Annotated in this window: 18 protein-coding genes, 1 tRNA gene and 2 pseudogenes; 14 read left to right on the top strand and 7 right to left on the bottom strand. The window is 51.2% G+C overall.

The window, feature by feature from the left end:
- Positions 1 to 157 precede the first annotated feature (157 nt).
- Both yicI and ABLV30_RS05035 read right to left on the bottom strand, forming a co-directional pair.
- Entirely contained in the window at positions 158 to 2,476 is a 2,319-nt protein-coding gene (gene yicI / locus ABLV30_RS05040; protein ID WP_200913931.1) for an alpha-xylosidase, read from the bottom strand.
- Between the two features lie 13 nt (positions 2,477 to 2,489).
- Positions 2,490 to 3,884 carry a glycoside-pentoside-hexuronide family transporter gene (locus ABLV30_RS05035; RefSeq protein WP_265801268.1) on the bottom strand — a complete coding sequence of 465 codons (1,395 nt, stop codon included), beginning with the start codon at positions 3,882 to 3,884 and terminating at the stop codon, positions 2,490 to 2,492.
- Positions 3,885 to 4,175: 291 nt separating this feature from the next.
- Between ABLV30_RS05035 and ABLV30_RS05030 the strand changes: the two genes are divergently transcribed.
- From ABLV30_RS05030 to ABLV30_RS05020, 3 genes are all read left to right on the top strand, one after another.
- Positions 4,176 to 4,270 (top strand) — tRNA-Sec (locus tag ABLV30_RS05030).
- 162 nt (positions 4,271 to 4,432) lie between these two features.
- Positions 4,433 to 5,605, top strand: coding sequence for an integrase arm-type DNA-binding domain-containing protein (locus ABLV30_RS05025; protein WP_348865565.1), 1,173 nt, complete (start codon positions 4,433 to 4,435; stop codon positions 5,603 to 5,605).
- A 14-nt stretch (positions 5,606 to 5,619) separates the two neighbouring features.
- Positions 5,620 to 6,582, top strand: a complete 963-nt coding sequence (locus ABLV30_RS05020; RefSeq protein WP_048979340.1) for a HEPN domain-containing protein — start codon at positions 5,620 to 5,622, stop codon at positions 6,580 to 6,582.
- A 103-nt stretch (positions 6,583 to 6,685) separates the two neighbouring features.
- On the opposite strand, the gene ABLV30_RS05015 is transcribed toward ABLV30_RS05020, so the two are convergent.
- The 4 genes from ABLV30_RS05015 to ABLV30_RS05000 all read right to left on the bottom strand — a co-directional run bounded on the left by ABLV30_RS05015 (position 6,686) and on the right by ABLV30_RS05000 (position 9,977).
- Complete coding sequence (locus ABLV30_RS05015) at positions 6,686 to 7,747, bottom strand: hypothetical protein (protein WP_048979339.1); 1,062 nt, start codon at positions 7,745 to 7,747, stop codon at positions 6,686 to 6,688.
- Between the two features lie 666 nt (positions 7,748 to 8,413).
- Positions 8,414 to 8,980, bottom strand: coding sequence for a phage polarity suppression protein (locus ABLV30_RS05010; protein ID WP_348865564.1), 567 nt, complete (start codon positions 8,978 to 8,980; stop codon positions 8,414 to 8,416).
- A 17-nt stretch (positions 8,981 to 8,997) separates the two neighbouring features.
- Positions 8,998 to 9,243, bottom strand: coding sequence for an ogr/Delta-like zinc finger family protein (locus tag ABLV30_RS05005; RefSeq protein ID WP_004185270.1), 246 nt, complete (start codon positions 9,241 to 9,243; stop codon positions 8,998 to 9,000).
- Positions 9,240 to 9,977: a glycoprotein 3 gene (locus ABLV30_RS05000; protein WP_348865563.1), complete on the bottom strand. Its 738-nt coding sequence runs from the start codon at positions 9,975 to 9,977 to the stop codon at positions 9,240 to 9,242. Before ABLV30_RS05000 ends, ABLV30_RS05005 begins: the two co-directional genes overlap by 4 nt.
- 560 nt (positions 9,978 to 10,537) lie before the next feature.
- Between ABLV30_RS05000 and ABLV30_RS04995 the strand changes: the two genes are divergently transcribed.
- The 10 genes and pseudogenes from ABLV30_RS04995 to rhuM form a co-directional block, all read left to right on the top strand.
- Positions 10,538 to 10,804, top strand: a complete 267-nt coding sequence (locus tag ABLV30_RS04995) for an AlpA family transcriptional regulator (protein ID WP_114268738.1) — start codon at positions 10,538 to 10,540, stop codon at positions 10,802 to 10,804.
- A pseudogene (locus ABLV30_RS04990) lies at positions 10,801 to 11,139 on the top strand (ash family protein); the annotation flags it as partial. The gene ABLV30_RS04995 and the pseudogene ABLV30_RS04990, both read left to right, overlap by 4 nt.
- Positions 11,140 to 11,163: 24 nt before the next feature.
- On the top strand, positions 11,164 to 11,358 hold the full coding sequence (locus tag ABLV30_RS04985; protein ID WP_016831568.1) for a host cell division inhibitor Icd-like protein: 195 nt from the start codon (positions 11,164 to 11,166) through the stop codon (positions 11,356 to 11,358).
- Positions 11,355 to 11,582, top strand: coding sequence for a hypothetical protein (locus tag ABLV30_RS04980; RefSeq protein ID WP_211639996.1), 228 nt, complete (start codon positions 11,355 to 11,357; stop codon positions 11,580 to 11,582). Before ABLV30_RS04985 ends, ABLV30_RS04980 begins: the two co-directional genes overlap by 4 nt.
- A complete protein-coding gene (locus tag ABLV30_RS04975; RefSeq protein WP_004098169.1) occupies positions 11,579 to 11,899 on the top strand; it encodes a DUF5375 domain-containing protein in 321 nt (106 codons plus the stop codon). The genes ABLV30_RS04980 and ABLV30_RS04975 overlap by 4 nt, the downstream gene beginning before the upstream one ends.
- Positions 11,900 to 11,913: 14 nt before the next feature.
- Entirely contained in the window at positions 11,914 to 14,256 is a 2,343-nt protein-coding gene (locus tag ABLV30_RS04970) for a primase-like DNA-binding domain-containing protein (protein WP_348865562.1), read from the top strand.
- Positions 14,257 to 14,859: 603 nt separating this feature from the next.
- The gene (locus ABLV30_RS04965; RefSeq protein WP_211772528.1) at positions 14,860 to 15,891 is read left to right on the top strand and encodes a hypothetical protein; all 1,032 of its coding nucleotides are present in this window, start codon (positions 14,860 to 14,862) and stop codon (positions 15,889 to 15,891) included.
- Between the two features lies 1 nt (position 15,892).
- On the top strand, positions 15,893 to 16,498 hold the full coding sequence (locus ABLV30_RS04960; protein WP_348865561.1) for an NADAR family protein: 606 nt from the start codon (positions 15,893 to 15,895) through the stop codon (positions 16,496 to 16,498).
- A 537-nt stretch (positions 16,499 to 17,035) separates the two neighbouring features.
- On the top strand, positions 17,036 to 17,278 hold the full coding sequence (locus ABLV30_RS04955; protein ID WP_224237374.1) for a SymE family type I addiction module toxin: 243 nt from the start codon (positions 17,036 to 17,038) through the stop codon (positions 17,276 to 17,278).
- Between the two features lie 124 nt (positions 17,279 to 17,402).
- A pseudogene (gene rhuM / locus ABLV30_RS04950) lies at positions 17,403 to 17,904 on the top strand (RhuM family protein); the annotation flags it as partial.
- A gap of 108 nt (positions 17,905 to 18,012) precedes the next feature.
- Here rhuM and ABLV30_RS04945 read toward each other — a convergent pair.
- Positions 18,013 to 18,618 (bottom strand): shikimate kinase, encoded by a 606-nt coding sequence (locus ABLV30_RS04945; RefSeq protein WP_257197007.1) that lies wholly within the window; start codon positions 18,616 to 18,618, stop codon positions 18,013 to 18,015.
- A gap of 187 nt (positions 18,619 to 18,805) precedes the next feature.
- Here ABLV30_RS04945 and ABLV30_RS04940 point away from each other — a divergent pair, with 187 nt between their 5' ends.
- The gene (locus ABLV30_RS04940) at positions 18,806 to 19,273 is read left to right on the top strand and encodes a DUF3237 domain-containing protein (protein WP_049083320.1); all 468 of its coding nucleotides are present in this window, start codon (positions 18,806 to 18,808) and stop codon (positions 19,271 to 19,273) included.
- Positions 19,274 to 19,307 lie beyond the last annotated feature (34 nt).

Genomic DNA, 19,307 nt, shown 5'->3' with positions numbered 1-19,307 from the left:
CTTGACGCGCCTTGTCCGGGCTACGGCGTGCAGACGGCTGGAAACCTGTAGCCCGACTAAGCGCAGCGCGAGCCGGGAAGCAGCAGCGCTGATGCATCAGGTTTGGCACCTTCCCCGGAGGCGGCGCTTGACGCGCCTTGTCCGGGCTACAAAGCGCTTACAGCGTAATCGTCAACGCATTGCCCTGCGCGGTCACCACCACGCCCAGCTCGCTACCCGCCTGAGTCCCGCCCTGCACGCCCGCCACCTGCTGGATGTTGCGCAGGCACAGCGTCCAGCCGCTGGCCTCACCGTCACCGCTGACGGTGATGACGTTGCCCTGGCGTTTCGCCGTCAGGGTAAAGACCACCGACCCGTCCGCGGCCGGCACCTGGCAGACGGCTTCGCGACCATCGTCGAGGCAAAACAGCTGGAAGGCGGTACCTTCGTTCCACGCATAGTCTGGCTTCTGATCATTGTTTCCCAGCGCCAGCAGAGTGTTGTCACGCACGTACACCGGCAGGCTCAGCACATCGTGATTCTGCTTATGCCAGCGGCTACCCTGCGCTTCATCGTTGTGCCACAGATGGGTCCATCGACCTTCCGGCAGCCAGAACTGGACGTCTCCCGCTTCGCTAAACACCGGCGCCACCAGCACGGAATCCCCCAGCATGTACTGCCGATCCAGATAGTCGCAGGCCGGGTCGTGCGGGAACTCCAGCATCATCGAACGCAGCATCGGCGTACCGAACTCATTGGCCAGCGCCGCCTGACGGTACAGATACGGCATCATGCGGCATTTCAGCTGCGTGAAGTGGCGCACTACGTCGCAGGACTCGTCATCGTAGGCCCACGGCACGCGATAGGATTTGCTGCCGTGCAGACGGCTGTGGCTCGATAGCAGGCCGAAGGCGCACCAGCGCTTGTAGACGTGGGCGGGCGCGGTGTTTTCGAAGCCGCCGATATCGTGGCTCCAGAACCCAAAGCCGGACATGCCGATCGACAGGCCGCCGCGCAGGCTTTCCGCCATCGATTCATAGTTGGCGTAGCAGTCGCCGCCCCAGTGCACCGGGAACTGCTGTGCGCCCACCGAGGCGGAGCGCGCGAACAGCACCGCTTCTTTCTCGCCGACGGTCTCTTTCAGTACGTTCCACACCAGCTCGTTATAGATGAAGGCGTAGTGGTTGTGCATTTTTTGCGGATCGGAACCATCAAACCACTGCACGTCGGTCGGGATACGCTCGCCGAAGTCGGTCTTGAAGCAGTCAACGCCCATCGCTACCAGGCCTTTCAGCTTGTCGGCATACCACTGGCAGGCTTGCGGATTAGTGAAGTCATAAATCGCCAGGCCCGGCTGCCATTTATCCCACTGCCACAGCGAACCGTCCGGGCGTTTCAGCAGATAGCCTTTCTCCTGCAGCTCTTTAAACACCGGCGAACGCTGGCCGATATAGGGGTTAATCCACACGCAGACCTTCAGCCCTTTCTCTTTCAGGCGCTTAATCATGCCTTCCGGGTCAGGGAAGGTCACCGGATCCCATTCAAAATCGCACCACTGGAAAGCCTTCATCCAGAAGCAGTCAAAGTGGAACACGTGCAGCGGCAGGTTGCGCTCCGCCATGCCATCGATAAAGCTGTTAACCGTCGCTTCATCGTAGTTGGTAGTGAACGAGGTGGTCAGCCACAGGCCGAAAGACCAGGCCGGCGGCAGCGCCGGACGCCCGGTAAACCGGGTATAGCGGTTCAGCACCTCTTTCGGGGTCGGGCCGTCGATAACGAAGTACTCCAGGTATTCACCTTCGACGCTGAACTGCACCTTAGAGACTTTCTCGGAGCCGATTTCGAAAGAGACGCGCTCAGGATGATTCACCAGCACGCCGTAGCCGCGGTTGGTCAGATAGAACGGGATATTTTTGTACGACTGTTCGGTGCTGGTGCCGCCGTCTTCGTTCCAGGTGTCGACCGTCTGGCCGTTGCGCACCAGCGCGGTAAAGCGCTCGCCGAGGCCGTAAACGGTGTCGCCGACGCCGAGATCCAGGCGCTCAAACATATAGTTACGATGCGTTTTCGTATCCTGCACGTAGCCATCGTTTTTCAGCTGGCTACCGGTAATCCGCACGCCGTCGCGCAGGAAATCCAGCGACCAGAAGTCGCCTTTCGTGACGCGCGCGGTCAAATTGCCGCTCTTCAGCTCGGCATACTCAGCGCCGTTGTTAATCTCCACCTTGACGTCTTTCAGCACGTTCAGCGGATAGTGTGGGCCGTTGTTCAGCGCGCCCTGGAAGTGCTCCATGCGGACGCCGATCACCCCTTCCTGCGGAGAGAAGAAGCGCACGGTAAAGAGCGGAACGTCCAGCTGGGCGGCACGCTCGCGCACTTCGCGCGACGCGACGTAGACCACCATGTCGTTGCCCTGTTGCTCAACCTCATAGACCTGCACGGGTTGGATCAGATTGAGCCCTGGTTGAATAAGCCAGTTTCCATCACTGATTTTCATGAATAGCTTCCTCTTAGTTTTGCAATTCTTTGCCTGTCGGCGCTGAAGTGAAGTCGTGTTCGTTGCGGCGCGCGCCCTGAGCCAGCTCCGCCATCATCTTTTTCAGGAACGGGGTTTTCAGGGTGTAGTAGCGTTTCGCGATAACCGCGCTCAGCAGATAACAGACCGCCGGAGCGAGGGTGAACAATGAGATGATGATGGTGATAGTGGCGCTGTTCTGGGTTTTGGCCGCGGCATCGTAACCGCCGCCCGCCAGCATCCAGCCAATCAGCGCGCCGCCCAGCGCCAGGCCCAGCTTGAGCACGAACAGGGTGCCCGCAAAGCTGATACCGGTCAGGCGTTTGCCGTTACACCATTCGCCGTAGTCGACGGTGTCGGACATCATCACCCACTGAATCGGCGTCACCAGCTGGTGCAGCACGCCAATCACGAAGATAAAGGCGAACATGGTGATTTCGGCGTCCATCGGCACGAAGAACATCACCACGCTCAGCGCCGCCAGCAGGGCGTTAGTCCACCAGAAGACGCTGACTTTGCATTGCCAGTCGGTGAGCGGCTTCGCCAGCGCCGAGCCAATCAGGTTGCCGACGCAGTAGGTGGTGAGGAAGGCGGTGAACAGACCCGCGGACCCCATGATCCAGGTGGTGTAATACATCATCGCGCCGCCGCGAACGCAGACCGCGAGGATGTTGAGGATGGTCAGCAGACCAACGACACGCCACTGATCGTTGCGCCAGATATCGCGCAGGTCTTCCCGCATTGAGGTAGAGCTCGGCGGCGCTTCGACGCGCTCTTTGGTGGTGAAGAAGCAAAACGCCAGCATCAGGAAAGCGATCGCCGACAGCACCGCGATGCCGCCCTGAAAGCCAAAGGCTTTGTCTTCGCCGCCGATAAAGTTCACCAGCGGCATCATCAGGACGGTGGAGAGCATGCCGCCCGCCGTCGCCAGCACAAAGCGCCAGGACTGCAGGGAGATACGCTGCGTTGGGTTGTCGGTGATGACCCCGCCCAGCGCGCAGTACGGGATGTTGACCACGGTGTAGAGCAGGGTCAGCAGCGTGTAGGTGACCGCGGCGTAAATCAGCTTGCCGTTATGACTCAGGTCCGGCGAGCTGTAGGCCAGCACGCAGACGAGGCCGAACGGAATCGCGCCGAACAGGATCCACGGGCGGAATTTTCCCCAGCGGCTGCGGGTACGGTCGGCCAGCAGCCCCATGCAGGGGTCGGATATCGCATCCAGCGCGCGGGCCAGCAGGAACATGGTACCGACATAGCCTGCAGGAATACCAAAAATATCGGTATAGAAAAACATCATATACAACATGACGTTATCAAAAATGATATGGCTTGCGGCATCGCCCATGCCGTAGCCAATCTTCTCTTTGACGGACAAAATATGATCTTTCATCGCACACTCTTCTCTCAGCGCTGCCGCGGGTTGGTACCGGTTACATGCTTTGTAACCCATCCGCGCAGTAAGATGAATTGCGATATCTCATAATCAAATTACGTTTCTTGTTTTATGTGATCCCGGTAGCCTGAAAGAGTGTATAAAAGTGTAAGCCACGGATTTTGCAAGGAATTGTTTAAGAAGGTTCTGTAAAGTCCAGTTTTAACAGTAAAAAAGTGCGTTTGGGTATGTGGTTAATGCAGGAAAGTAGCTATAATGCGCCCCGCCTCCATGTAGCAATCGAGGCGCGGAAGATCGTCATCTCCGGTGAGGTGGCTGGACTTCAAATCCAGTTGGGGCCGCCAGCGGTCCCGGGCAGGTTCAACTCCTGTGATCTTCCGCCAAAATTGCTCCGCCGCTATCCGAGAATGTCTAAAAATCCCTTTATTTTCAAAGTACATAGTTAATCACTCATCCGTAACTGTCCGACAAGTTCTCCCTGAATCCATGAAAAATATGTATAGTGATGTGTATAGATTTTTTATACACATTTTTGACTTATACACATGGCACTGACAGACATACAAATCAAACGAGCAAAGCCCCAGGACAAGCCATATACATTGAACGATGGCCAAGGCCTGTCATTGCTTATTAATCCCGATGGTTCGAAGGGCTGGCGGTTCCGTTTCCGCCTTGCTGGGAAAGCGCGGTTAATGTCATTTGGCAGCTACGACTTGATAAGCCTCGCTGAAGCTCGTGAAAAGCGCGAGGTCGCCCGCAAGCAAGTTGCTACTGGCATTGATCCGGTTGAGGAACGGAAAGCGCAAAAACTGGCACAGCAGCTTTCAACAGAAAACTCATTCGAAGCCATAAGCCACGAATGGCATGCAAACAAAGCCGACCGCTGGACAGTGGCATACCGTGACGAAATCATTAAGACTTTCGAACAAGATGTTTTCCCGTTCATCGGCAAACGTCCTATCGGTGAGATCAAACCTTTAGAATTGCTTGAAGTGCTGCGACGAATAGAGAAACGTGGAGCACTGGAGAAAACACGCAAGATACGCCAGCGGTGTGGAGAGGTTTTTCGCTACGCGATCATAACTGGCCGAGCTGAATACAACCCTGCCCCTGATTTAGCTATCGCATTAGCCGTGCCGAAGCAAAAGCATCATCCTTTTTTATCCGCCGAAGAATTGCCTCATTTTATCAGAGATCTTGAAGCCTATACCGGCAGCATCATCACTAAAAATGCGACTAAGATAGTCATGTTAACTGGTGTGAGGACGCAGGAAATGCGCTTTGCTACGTGGGATGAAATCGATTTAGAAAAGGCAATTTGGGAAATCCCAGCAGAAAGGATGAAAATGCGTAGGCCTCACATTGTCCCTTTATCTACTCAAGTGATTGAACTCTTTAAGCAGCTCAAGCCCATTACCGGTCATTATTCTTACATTTTTATCGGCAGGAATAACCGCAGTAAGCCAATTTGCAAAGAAAGTGTGACTCAAGTGATTGAGTTACTTGGTTACAAAGGGCGTGCAACAGGCCATGGTTTCAGGCATACCATGTCGACTATATTGCATGAAAAGGGTTTTAATAGTGCATGGATTGAAATGCAATTAGCTCATATGGATAAAAATACTATTCGCGGAACATATAACCACGCTCTTTACCTAGAGAAAAGAAAAAACATGATGCAGTGGTATTGTGATGAATTATACCCAAGAAAATAACATGGTGGGAAATTATGCATTTTAAATTTTACACAACATTGAGATTCATGCATGTTACGGGCGATAACTTTGATGATTTTGATCTCCTTCCCGGTGTAACACTGATAAGAGATCGAAAGAAAATAAGAAAAATACTTAATAAAGAAATTAAATCCTTTACAGGCATTATTGAATACGAGCATTTATATAATGCAAACCACATAATTTATGCCGACCTTCAAGATGATTTTTTTTCCCCATCAACATCAAGTGGTGATGCAGTGATGAGTTGGCTTTTATGGATAGACATGCTTGTTAGTACCTCTTGGCTGATTAAAGATAATGGTATGCTTTGCGAGATAGCATACTGCAATAAAACTGATCGTAAAACATTCTCTGAATGGTCTAATAATAGTTTATTAAGCCTGTTTACGTTAGCTGGGGGAAATAGACATACTGATATTGAGTTTAGCAGAGATGATTTAATTAAATGGGAAGATACAAATCACAAAATTCAAACTCATCTATACAAAAATAATTCTACTGTGTTTAATTCCTTTGTGGATTCAAAATATTCTCGATATGGTAGAGCTTTCAGTTTCATTAAGTCAGCAAAACGAGAATTTGATCCTGCAATGAAAATATCGCATTACTGCAGTGCACTAGAGAGTTTATTTTCAACAGATAACTCTGAACTCTCACACAAATTATCTGAGCGCGTTTCTATTTTCTTGAAACCATATGATTATGATCCCATCAAGACATTTGATGATATTAAATCATTCTATAATATTCGCTCTAAAGTTACCCACGGTGATAGTTTGAAGTCTGATAGAGTAGGGAAATTACCAGAAGAAAGCATTAAACTAGATAATTATCTTAGAGTGATCATGAATATAATATTAGATTCCGATGAACTTATGACAATATTTAACGGTAACAAAGATAGCTTTGAAAAATATTTCAAGGAAAAATTATTACTTGGCGTTCAAGTATAGTAGTTGTGTTACTAGAAATGCGTTCGTCACCTGACCGCCTCATTGGGCGGGCAGGTGCTGAAGTGCTAAATTATTGAAGCCAACGAATTATAGCTTCACAATTTCACTCATATTTAAGTTCACCAAAAAGACCGACCATCAAGTCATCCTCAAGAATGTGAAACGGCAACTCAACATACTCGCTAGGATGTCGAGGTTTAGCTTTTCCATCATGAGGGGCATTTTTAGTATGTCCCTGAACTTTTTCTCCATTTTCTTTAATGTATGGGAAAACTACGATCCTTCCATGGTTTTTTGATATAATTGTCCCATCATGCCAAATGCTTTCACCATTTTTGATCGATTCATTGCTATTAGTAGTTTTTACTGTCCATCCAATATCACCATTTTCCTCGTACCAAAATACATATCCCCCTGCCATTAAAACTTTATGCCCATGAGAATATGCCTCTGCAAGCATTCTTTTTACACTCGCAAGTTGTAAAAGCTCATTTGCTCGTGGTAATAGTTTCAGTCTAATTTCAGACTTAACTTTCCCCCAGTGCTCACGGCCTGAAAAACCGAAAGACCTTGAAATCTTTTCTCTAAATGCTACTTGGGTGGTCCGTTCGTTGTAATAGAGATAACGCCCCCACTCACCTTTTTCATTTTTTCCAATAACCATCCTGTTTTCTTTCAAATGAGCAATTTCAATTAAGGGGTTAATTTTAATCTCTTTTAGCAATTCATCTTTTATGGAAATATCTGCTCGCCTATATGCATTAATTTTAATAATGACTTCACTATCTTTAGGTCGCGGCAACGAAGAAGTAATTCTTAACGCTTCATTAAACATTAGATCTTCTTCATTTTTGAGTCTCCCCCTAGACATTATTGCCTTTTCAGCCCTTAAAAAATATGAGTGCTTAATTTCTTGAGGAGCGTCTAGTTGGTTAATTGCATCTCGAATCACTTTATTTATTTTATCGGCTGCACTTAATGCTTCTTGATAAGTACTAAAAACTAACCCATAGTCAAATGGCTCAAAAAAATCCACCTTTTTTTTCCATCTAAAAGGCTCTTTATGTTCACTTATATACGTATGCAGAATCCAATCACTATTCAAATACCTCGGATATGGATGAACTGCAATCACTATACCATGGGGGTATTCATTATTACGCATATTCTAATCCCTCATCGTGATGCTTTGATTATCACTGATTTCAAGCTAAACCAGCTTCCCAGATACCCTATCAGGATATTTGTACCCCAGATCTTGCGGAAGCACAAACTACGAAAGGCTCATACATGTTCGGCCTATTCCTCGTCAGTCAAGTTATGACATTAGCGCGCAATACTCTCCCCGCCAAGCCCGCTTCATGCGGATGTAGGGAGGTTACATGCCGCTACAGGCACATAAAGATCAGGAAAGTATTGAGCCGCTTCATAGCCCTCACCTGAAACACCGAAATGACTAATTTCCCTCATCCTCCTGACGGCCTTTTCTTGCACTTCACCTGACCGCCTCAGAGGCTCGCCACGCTCTCGAACAGCACCGCACCACCCATCGATACTCCCGTGAACCCGTGCAGCGCAGCGACGCGCTCAGGCCGCGAAATTAAATATCATTAAATAAATACTTTACCGCTGGCGCGCAGTGCTTTCCCCGCCTCGCCTGCACGCTTCGTGGGTCGGTTTTCATGCAGGTGCATCGGAGGGCTCAGGCCGCGCCGGGACAGGGGCCGGACAGGAATAACAGGGCGAGGAAACGCATGCAAAACCATGCACCCTGTGGATGCATGGCTTAATTCGGGAAAAATAGCGGTATTTTCGGGGATTTTTTGCGGGGCTACCTGCCGGTCAGTTCCGTGCGCCGGCGGGCATAAATCAGGCTCTGTGCGGGGGTGTATTTTTCCTGATTATCCACCCGCGAAGCCGCGTCAGGCCTGAATCCGATGGCCGTTAAAATATCGCTGTCTTCTGCCGCATAATTAATTTCTTCACCGGTACTCAGCCACACGGACAGCGCTTCGCGCAGGTAATGCGCCGAACGGTCGAGCGCATGGCCGGTCAGGAGTGCGGGCTGCTGGCTGAGTCCCATCAGCTCCGGCGCAAGCGTGGCGGCGAGCTCTGTCCCGTGCGCCTGCATAAAGTCATTCAGCCGGTTGCGGATACTGATGCGCTGTACCGCTTCATGGGAGCGGATATAGCGCCCGGCGGCCTGATTTATCTCCCATTTTTTGACGTCGATAATATCGCGCAGTGTCTGCATTCTGCCCGGTATACGCTCATCCCCGGCCAGCACCTGTTCCTGATATTCCTGCTCTGCGGCCGCCAGTTCGGCTTTACGGTTCAGCCAGGCGGTTTCGTTCTTCTGACAGGCTTCAAAGGCCTGCTGTAGCGTAAGGGTGGTCATGGTCAGTTCTCCCCTGATTAATGACGGTATGGCGAGCTGTAGCAGCCCTGCACCTTGCGGGGTGCCGGGGGTGTGACCGGCTCCGCGACAGGCGGCGCTTTCTCCGCCGGAGGACGGATAACCTCGTCGATGGCTTCAGTGGTGCGGAACGTCGCCGAGCACTCAATATTGGTGCACTGGTGATAGCGCTGTTTGACGTTCTCCGACAGATAGCGGGAGGTGCGGGCATGCGCCGACTTTTTGCAGAACGGACAGTGCATCATGGCAGCAGCCCCCGCGCTTTCAGGTCAGCCTCGCGCTGACGGATTTTCTCCTGCCAGACTTTACGCTCGCCGGGCGTGCTGGCGGCGTCGTGGTCCATATGCGGGAGGGTGACGGCCGGGAAGCCGGTCAGGGAGAGCACCGGCTCATCCGCTGGCGTGACGGAGAAGTCGCTCACTTTCCTGGTCAGGAAGGTCACCACCTGATGCATGACCTCTTTCTCCGGCTCGATATACCCCTGGTGGCCGATGGTGTTGGCCAGCGGATTTGCCATCACATCCGCTTTCAGCACCATCGCCCGGACCAGTGGCCCGAGAGTGTCGTTCAGCGCCCGGTCGAGCTCTTCCTTAGCATATTGAGACAGTACGGCATGATGCGCCTGGCGGAATGCCCGCGCGGTGCTGTTGCAGGCGACTTTCAGCTGGTCACGTTCAAAGGCCAGCACTTCGGTCAGGTTGTCACATTCCTGCGCCAGCTCCCGGCGGGCCACGCGTTCGATATGGCCGCTTTTCAGCTCATCGGTCAGCATGGCACCCCCGGCACGGAAAGCAGCACGCCATGTGCGGGTATCGCTGCCGTTGTCCTGCTCCAGCTCCGCTTTCTGCTCCTCTGCGCGGGTGATGGCCGTCAGGGTGTCCTCCATCCGGCGGGCCTGTTCAAGATGGGCCGCTCTGGCGGCGGCCAGTCGCTCCAGCGCCGGTTGCAGGTAATCAGGGATAAAGGGGGTGTCGGTCATGGCAGGTTTCCTCGTGGTTTCAACATGAGGTGATTCTGCCGGGGCACACACAACAACACGACCTGTTGCGGTTGTGGCAGTTCTGGCACAAACAGGACGTCAAAACCCGGCTTGCCAGAGAAAGGTCTCAGGAAAAGCATACTCACCGTTTGTTTTTTTACATATAACTGTTCACTACTGTTCACTTTAAATAAAAGAATAAGTAATACAGTAAGTTAAGTGGTGAACAGTTGAGGGTGGAAGTGTTCACCGACTGTTCACTACTGTTCACTTTTCTTTGTGGCAGGACGGGAAGAAAAAAGGTTTATTAAATGTTTCTCCCTGTTAATTATCCCGCTATCCATTGATATTAATGATTTTACTTTCTCAGGATGGGCGAGGATGTACCACATTGCCCCATATTGCCCTTTATTTACCATGTGGGTGTTTTTTGACCTGCGTTGTGTGAGTGACCGGCACATCCCGCCTTGTTGCAATGCCCCGTTTTATGCTGAAAATAGAGCGCTACCTGAAGCCGGACGGACACGACCGGCACTGTATGGACTTTATGAGGTAGCCCGATGCACACCGCTTTTTCTTCCCCGTCTTCTGCCCCTGTCGCGCCGCTGATGCCGGTCTCTGACGCCGTTCAGGAGCGTTTTATCCGCCTGCCCGAAGTGATGCACCTGTGCGGGCTGTCCCGCTCCACGATTTACGACCTCATCAGCCGCGAGGCTTTCCCGAAACAAATCTCCCTCGGCGGGAAAAACGTGGCGTGGGCGCAGTCGGAAATCACCGGATGGATGGCGGATCGCATTGCCGAACGCAACCAGGGCTATGACGCATGATGATACCCGTTCTGCAAAAAGCCCCTTTTTCTGGCTTGCTTCCCTTCGCCGTTTCCAGGTATAGTTTTATCGCTGTCGCAAAATCGGCAGCCGGGCGTAGGAACCCGTGTAATTCACAGGCGACAACAGACGCGCCATGCGTCTTTTTTTACGTCGTAGCTCAGGCACACCCATTTTTCGGGCTGTGGTGTTTATGCTTACACCGCAGCTCCGGCAAGATAATGGTGGTCCGGGCGGGGCAGCTTTCGGGCTGGCCGGTATTCTGTGGAGCCGGTATTCCTACCCCCGTCCGGGTCACCACCCATGAGCGTAGGAACTCCGGTGGTGGCAATAACCGCTATTCACAGGAGGTTGCCCCTATGGCTACGACCCTCACCCCGTCACACCCGCAGTTTGTCTTTGTGTTTGCCGCCGTTCGTCGCGCAGACCGTAAACCCCGTATCTGTATGCTCCGCGCCGTCGCCGGGGATGAACACGCCGCACGCCTTTCCCTCGTTCGCGATTACGTCCTCTCATTTGCCGGTCGTCTGCCGGTGGCGGAGGTGCGCGCATGAAACAGCCCGCCATCACCGTCAAAGACCTCGAATGCCTGGAGCACCTGCGTAACGTCGGCCAGTTCGTCGGCGAGCTGATGCAGGTGCAGGACTGTACTTCCCTGCGTCGTGACCCGGCCCAGCAGTTACAGCTCACCTCCGTGATTTACCTGATGACCGCCCAGCTTGACGGCGTGGTCGAACGCTGCAACCACCGCTGGTTCACCGGGGAGGGCAGCGTATGAAAACGCCTCTGCCGCCCGTATTGCGTGCCGCCCTGTATCGCCGCGCTGTCGCCTGTGCCTGGCTGACCCTGTGCGAACGTCAGCACCGCTATCCCCACCTCACCCTCGACGCGCTGGAAAGCGCCATCGCTGCCGAGCTGGAGGGCTTCTATCTGCGCCAGCACGGCGAGGAAAAAGGCCGTCTGATTGCCTGTGCGCTGCTGGAAGATTTGATGGAGGCCGGGCCGCTGAAAGCCGCCCCGTCGCTGTCCTTCCTCGGACTCGCCGTGATGGATGAGCTCTGCGCCCGCCATATCACATCGCCTGTACTGCACTGAGGGAGAGAAAAACCATGAAAATGAACGTAACGGACACGGTAAAACAGGCGTGCGGCCACTGGCCGCGCATTCTCCCGGCGCTGGGAATGAAGGTGATAAAAAACCGGCCTCAGGCCTGCCCGATTTGTGGCGGTGATGCCCGTAGCGACCGCTTTCGCTTTGATGACCAGGAAGGGCGCGGCACATGGTACTGCAACCGGTGCGGCGCCGGTGACGGCCTGAAACTGGTTGAGAAGGTGTTCGGCATATCGGCACCTGAGGCCGCCCGGAAGGTGAACGCCGTCACCGGCAATCTGCCGCCGGTAGCCCCGGAGGTGATTGCAGCCACAGACGCCGGAACGGAGGCCGACCGTAAAGCAGCGGCCGCGCTGGCCGTCAGACTGCTGGAGAAAACCCGCCCGGCCACCGGCAACGCCTACCTGACCCGCAAGGGCTTTGCCGGTCGTGAGTGTCTGACGCTGACCACACCGCACAAAACCGGGGGCGTGGCCTACCGCGCCGGTGATGTGGTGGTGCCGCTGTATGACGGGACCGGCGCGCTGGTTAACCTCCAGTTCATTAACGCTGAGGGGCTCAAGCGCACCCTGAAGGGCGGGCAGGTCAAAGGGGCATGCCACACCTTCGAAGGGCAGAAACAGGCGGGAAAACGCCTGTGGATAGCGGAGGGCTATGCAACGGCCCTTACCGTGCATCACCTGACCGGGGAAACCGTCATGGTGGCGCTGTCGTCCGTGAACCTCCTTTCTCTGGCGAGCCTGGCCCGCAGCAAGCACCCGGCCTGTCAGATTATCCTCGCCGCTGACCGTGACCTGAACGGCACCGGCCAGAACAAAGCCACCGCAGCCGCTCAGGCCTGTGAGGGCATTGTCGCCCTGCCGCCGGTATTTGGTGACTGGAATGATGCGATGATGCTGAAGGGGGAGGATGCCACAAGGAAAGCCATTTATGCCGCCATCCGGCCAGCGGCCCAAAGCCCCTTCGACACAATGAGCGAGGCGGAATTTACCGCCATGAGCGCCAGCGATAAGGCAATGCGGGTGCATGAGCATTACGGCGAAGCGCTGGCCGTGGACGCCAACGGCCAGCTTCTGTCCCGCTATGAAAACGGCATCTGGAAAAATATCCCGGCCGCCACTTTTTCACGGAGTGTGGCTGATTTATTCCAGCGCGTACGCGCCCCGTTCTCGTCGGGGAGAATCACCTCTGTGGTGGAGACGCTGAAGCTGATTATTCCGCAGCAGGAGGCACCGGCGCGCCGTCTGATTGGTTTTCGCAACGGCGTACTCGATACCCAAAGTGGGATATTCAGCCCGCACAGCAAATCGCACTGGCTGCGCACCCTGTGCGATGTGGATTTCACCCCGCCGGTAGAAGGGGAAACGCTGGAAACCCATGCGCCTAACTTCTGGCGCTGGCTCGACCGGACGGCCAGTGGCAACCCGACAAAACGTAACGTGATCCTGGCCGCGCTGTTTATGGTGCTGGCGAACCGCTACGACTGGCAGCTCTTTCTCGAAGTGACCGGCCCCGGCGGCAGCGGGAAAAGTATTCTCGCCGAAATCGCCACGATGCTGGCCGGAGAGGATAACGCCACATCAGCCGATATCGACACGCTGGAAGACCCCCGTAAGCGTGCCTCCCTGATTGGCTTCTCGCTCATTCGTCTGCCAGACCAGGAGAAATGGAGCGGGGACGGTGCCGGGCTCAAGGCCATCACCGGCGGCGATGCGGTGTCGGTCGACCCGAAATACCAGAATCCGTACTCGACACATATTCCGGCGGTGATTCTGGCCGTGAACAATAACCCGATGCGCTTTACCGACCGCAGCGGCGGCGTGTCACGTCGCCGGGTAATCATCCACTTCCCGGAGCAGATAGCCCCGGAAGAACGCGACCCGCAGCTCAGGGATAAAATCGCCCGCGAGCTGGCCGTCATCGTGCGCCAGTTAATGCAGCAGTTCAGCGACCCGATGAGTGCCCGTTCACTGCTTCAGTCGCAGCAGAACTCCGATGAGGCACTGAGCATCAAGCGCGACGCTGACCCGACGTTTGATTTTTGCGGCTATCTTGAAGCGTTGCCGGAGCCTGACGGGATGTATATGGGGAACGCCAATATTATCCCGCGCCAGCCGCGCCTGTATCTGTATCACGCTTATCTGGTGTATATGGAGGCCCACGGCTACAGGAATGCGCTCAGCCTGACCATGTTCGGCAAGGGGCTCTCAGCCATGCTCAAGGAGTACGGTCTGAATTACGATAAACGCCGCACAAATCAGGGCATGCAGACCAATCTCGCCCTCAGGAAGGAAAGCAACGCCGACTGGCTGCCGAAGTGCGACGAACCTACCGCAACATAACCAACCCGGACCGGCATTGCCGGTCTTTTTTTACCTGCACACCGGCCAGAGTGAACAGTAAAGTGTTCACTATTCACTGAGTGCTCACCAGATAATACAATGAAATTAAACAATAAAAACCCAAAGTGAACAGTGTGAACAGTTTTTCCAGAAAAAACTTTTTACCCTTAAACGTGATCAGGCTGCTCAGTGCCAAAAGCGGATATTGCTATTTTCAGCCTATGCTAATAAAGGCGAAGAAGTTCAACTGTTTTAAGCTACCTGCAATGATGCGCTCCGTGAAAGAATTATAGGCTATAGAAACCAAGTATCCTGGTTTTTGCAAAAAACCGAACTATGACTACTGTAAAATTGTCGTCTGGCAATCGGAGCTTACTCGCTGGAGTAGCTAGTAGGCCTATCCATCTAACACATTGAAAAAAATAAAATTATATCTAGCTAAGTCTTAAATATTAACGGTCCATATTCGACAAACCCCGTAGGGGGGCATATGATACTACTCATCAGTGTTGGACAGAGTATGTCCAGTGACTGCAAGCCTTCAGTGACGGCGCCAGTGCTTACAATCTAGAGTTTGAGAGCAACTTATAGCAGGAAGATAAAATGCCTATTACTAAAGAGATAATACAACTAATGGATACTCTGGCTGAGTCTATTGCTCATACCATTAAAGATTATGTAAACAACGACTTTTGTGATGAAAATGATAAGGATCATGTGTTAAAGTGGGTATCCCAATTTGATGAAGATGATCGCTTATTTGTTTTAAAACAAACTGATCTTCTTTTGAAAAAGCAGTATTTTACCAAAGATAATTTTGAAATACTTTTAGATAAAGCCATAAAGGATACGGCAAGTAAAACATTGCATGATACTTCTTTCTTAGATGTGCAACTTGACGGTAAAAGTCAAAGTGACATGTTGGAAATACTTAATAATAGCTGTTTAAATACTCACAACTTCCCAATTAATATCAATAATTATACAAAGGATAGGTTCGTTTATCAGGATGATGTTGTTTTCACTGGTGATAGAGTTTGTCGAGATCTCGAAGAGTGGATAATTCATTCAGCGCCACATCAATGTTCATTGCTTATTGCATCTCTGTACACCCATACTTCGGCCCTGTATAATATAGAAAAAAATCTTATCCAAACAATAAATATATCAGGAAAGAGTATCAGTCTATCCCTTGTTTGCTTCGGAAAAATATATGAAAACAAATTCATAATGAGGAATCAGTCTGATGTATTCTGGCCTAAAGAAGAAAATGTTAACATTCCAAATAATCTCGATCCAATAAGGTTTATAAGTACTGCACCTCAAGGCCAGGCACCTGGACGCACAGGGTTCGCTGCGAGTTATGTTTTCGAAAATGGAAATGACAGAGACAGATTTGAAAAGATTTTATGTGAAAAAGGATTTTATATAATATCACTCTGTAATAATCCTGCAGCCTCAATGAAACCACTAGGTTATAAAACATATAGAGGCCTCGGTTTTGGTGGCACCATATTTACCTACAGAAACTGTCCTAACAACACCCCTCTTGTTTTTTGGTGGGGCAATCCAAATATGGAAGATTGGAATCCGTTAAGCAAATGGTATCCATTGATGATGAGAAAAACATACTAAAATGTCTGATTTGAGAGAATATAATTACAATAACTCTGTAGTTTTCAGGAAAACCACAGAGAAATGGGGCGGGTTGTCTAATATGGCCCGAGGTTACCCTATTGTTGTTAATGATATAAAAATTCAGTCGAGTGAAACCCTATATCAAGCTATGAGGTTTACTGCATACCCAGAAGTACAGAAAGAAATCCTTTCTCAAAATAATCCTATGTATGGAAAAAGGATCTCAAGAAAATACCATTCATTAACCCGCACATGCTGGGATCAAGAACGAGTGGCAATTATGAAGTGGGCGGTTTGCGTTAAACTTTGTCAAAATTGGGAAAAATTCTCAACTCTTCTTCTTTCTACCGGTGATAAACCAATCGTTGAGTATTCTGAAAAAGATCAGTTTTGGGGGGCTAAAAGTATTGGTAACCATACATATTCCGGAATGAACGTTTTGGGGCGCATTTTGATGCTTCTGCGCGATAGATGTGAACATCGAGGACAGCAAGCCTTCACCGTGATCCCACCACCAAACTTAGCTGATTTCAATATGATTGGAGAGCCTATACAGAATGTGACTGCGCCAGATATTAAAGAGGATCAAATTCTCCTTCTTTGAATAGCCTTATTTGTTGAGACCAAACAACCTATATTAGTTTAATGCCCTCTATTGCGGAGGGCTTTTTAGCAGTGATCACATACAGGTGTTTTTCATCGTTCTGCTTGCTTCAACGAACTTCAGTACCGCAATACAGCTCAAAACTACTCGATTTAAGCATACATTCCGCTTCCGCTTTTCGCTCAAAACAGACTATAGCGCTTGTACCTATAACCTGTGGTGGTGAACAGTAAAGTGTTCACTGTTCACCAACTATTCACCACGTAAACATATGAATAATAAAGATAAAAATGTGTAGTGAACAGTGTGAACAGTTTTTCTAAAAAAAAGTTTTTTGATAAGAACGGTCACTGGCGCTTTATCTATAAGATAGCTTGTCAGTCAAACAAATGTGTATAAGCATATGTATAAAAAATAACTATATGTTTATAAATTCAAATAAAAACAATATCATACAAGAAAAATATCACTCCTGTGATCTTCCGCCAGTTCAATCATTTTTATCCATGTGAACTTATCCAGAAAATCAGCCTTTCGATTCAATACCCTTCGCTTTTAGCGCTTCTCGCCAGCTCTTTAAACCAGCTCGTAAGTCTCACCCTTTCCGGCAAGTGGTTACGTGCTGCGGGGTTCGATACCGGAAAGCGCTTCACGGTTAAGGTAATGGATGGCTGTATTGTTCTGCTGCCGCAGAGCGATAAGGAAGAAATGCTTAAAGCGGAGCTACTGCAAATTCAGCAATCCTTTAAAAGCGTCAACAACACGCTTCATCTCGTCTGACGCCCGGACATGTTCGCCTTCTGGATAGCCGCTCCCAAATGACGCCGGGTTAATCGTCCGTCTAATGAAATTTATGCTCTTCTGACATACTATGCGAACCAAAGCAGGTTAACCCGGAGGCTATATGGCAAATGAACATTTAACTTCGCCCCCAATAGGTGAATTCGTTATGTTTGCCAGCGGTGATGGGAAAGTACGCGTAGAATGCCGCTTTGAAAGCGATACGCTTTGGCAATGATCTGCAAACTCTATGGTAAAGCGAAAGCCACCATCAGCGAGCATATAAAGCATATATTTGAAGAAGGCGAACTTGAGGAAAATTCAGTTGTTCGGTTTTACCGAACAACTGCCAGTGATGGAAAAAATTATCAGGTTCAACACTTTAGTTTGCCTCTGATACTTGCCGTTGGCTATCGCGTTCGCTCCCCTCGCGGCACTCAGTTCCGCCAGTGGGCAACCCAGACGCTCCAGGAATACCTGATCAAAGGTTTGTGATGGATGATGAGCGGTTAAAAAATCCGCCTGTTGGTACATCGGCTGTACCCGACTATTTCGATGAGATGCTGAAGCGCATCCGAGATATTCGCGCCAGCGAACGCCGGGTTTACTTGCGCGTACGAGAGATAATTGCCTGTTGTTCGCGCCTTTCTGCCGGGCGGCGCCTTGCCCGGCCTACGCGATCCGGGATTATCTTTGGGCCTGTGTCATTCCCACAGAGCTGCGCTGTGTGGCGTTTAGTTATACAATCCCAGCTTCTGTGACAGCTCGCTCAGTTCACGCATCGCCGCCAGGCTTTTTTGTTTCCGCTGTTCCGCAGCCACCTTCTCCCGCACCAGCTCCGCCACCCTCTCCGGCTCCTCAGACGAAACCACCCGGCAATCGTCTAATGCACAATATTCCCTGAAGCGCTGGCGGAACTTCATCTCTTCTTTTTCTCTGACCAGACCAAAGCCGCGCATCAGCTGGCGCGCGACCACTATGCGCGTAGCGATATTAATATCCTCTGAAGGCAGTAGCAGGATGGAATACCCGGACTGCCGCACAAGCTGTCGATTCCCGGCGACAATCTCCGGGCAGACATCGGCGGCAAGAAATCCCGAGGAGAGCACCACCACTCGTTTTTCATGCGGATTCTCCGCCAGCAGGCGAGAGCATAGCGCGGCGTTCTCACGCACATAGCGCTCGTATCCATTGCGCTGAATATATTGGCGAATATTTAAAATCTGCTCGCAAAATTCTCTATCGAGATCGATAAACCGGTAGCTCATCGCCTGCGCCAGCAGCGCTCCAACCGTGCTTTTTCCCACCCCGCCGGGGCCAATCAGAAATAGCGTATTCATCTTTATTCCTCGCGTCCGTGTGAAAGCATTATGTCAGCAGAATACGCCAAATAATGCCGCGCTCGCGGCCGTTTTTTGTTCACTTCCATCTCCCCAGCCAATCATTTCCATCCAATGTTTGCGTTATTCCCTTCACCTTTAAATCCTTACACTAACGGTATAACGTGGCTTAGAAAGGAGACCAATGATGACACCCGAACTCGAACACAGCTTCTCTCTCACCATTCAGGTAGACAAACCGGTCATCGTCTCCCGCAGCCCGCAGAGCGGGAAACGTCAGCTGATCCCTATTCTCAGCGGAACCGTACGCGGTGAGCTTAACGGCCACGTCTTACCCGGCGGCGTCGACAGCCAGATCGTCGAACCTGACGGCACCTGCCGCCTCTCCGCCCGCTATGCATTACACGTGGAAGAAGGCACCGTATACATCGAAAACAACGGCATTCGCCGCCTACCCGAAGAGTACATAGAGTGTCTTTTCGGCGACGATATACGCTTTTTTAGCGATATTCCACCGGAAGCTATCTATTTTCGTACCGTACCGACTTTTGAAGTGGATGCGCCTGCGCTGCGCTGGCTGACCACCTCGCTGTTTATCTGTTCCGGCGGCCGCACGCAGGACGGCGTGATGCTCGATTTTTATCGCGTCCGCTGATTTTCACTTTTTCAATATAACTGTTATCGCCGTC

It is taken from the genome of Klebsiella sp. CN_Kp113 (genome assembly GCF_040064585.1).
GTDB classification, from domain to species: Bacteria; Pseudomonadota; Gammaproteobacteria; order Enterobacterales; family Enterobacteriaceae; genus Klebsiella; species Klebsiella michiganensis.
Note: the sequence above shows the minus strand (reverse complement) of the source record. Positions and strands in the feature narration are given on the sequence as shown.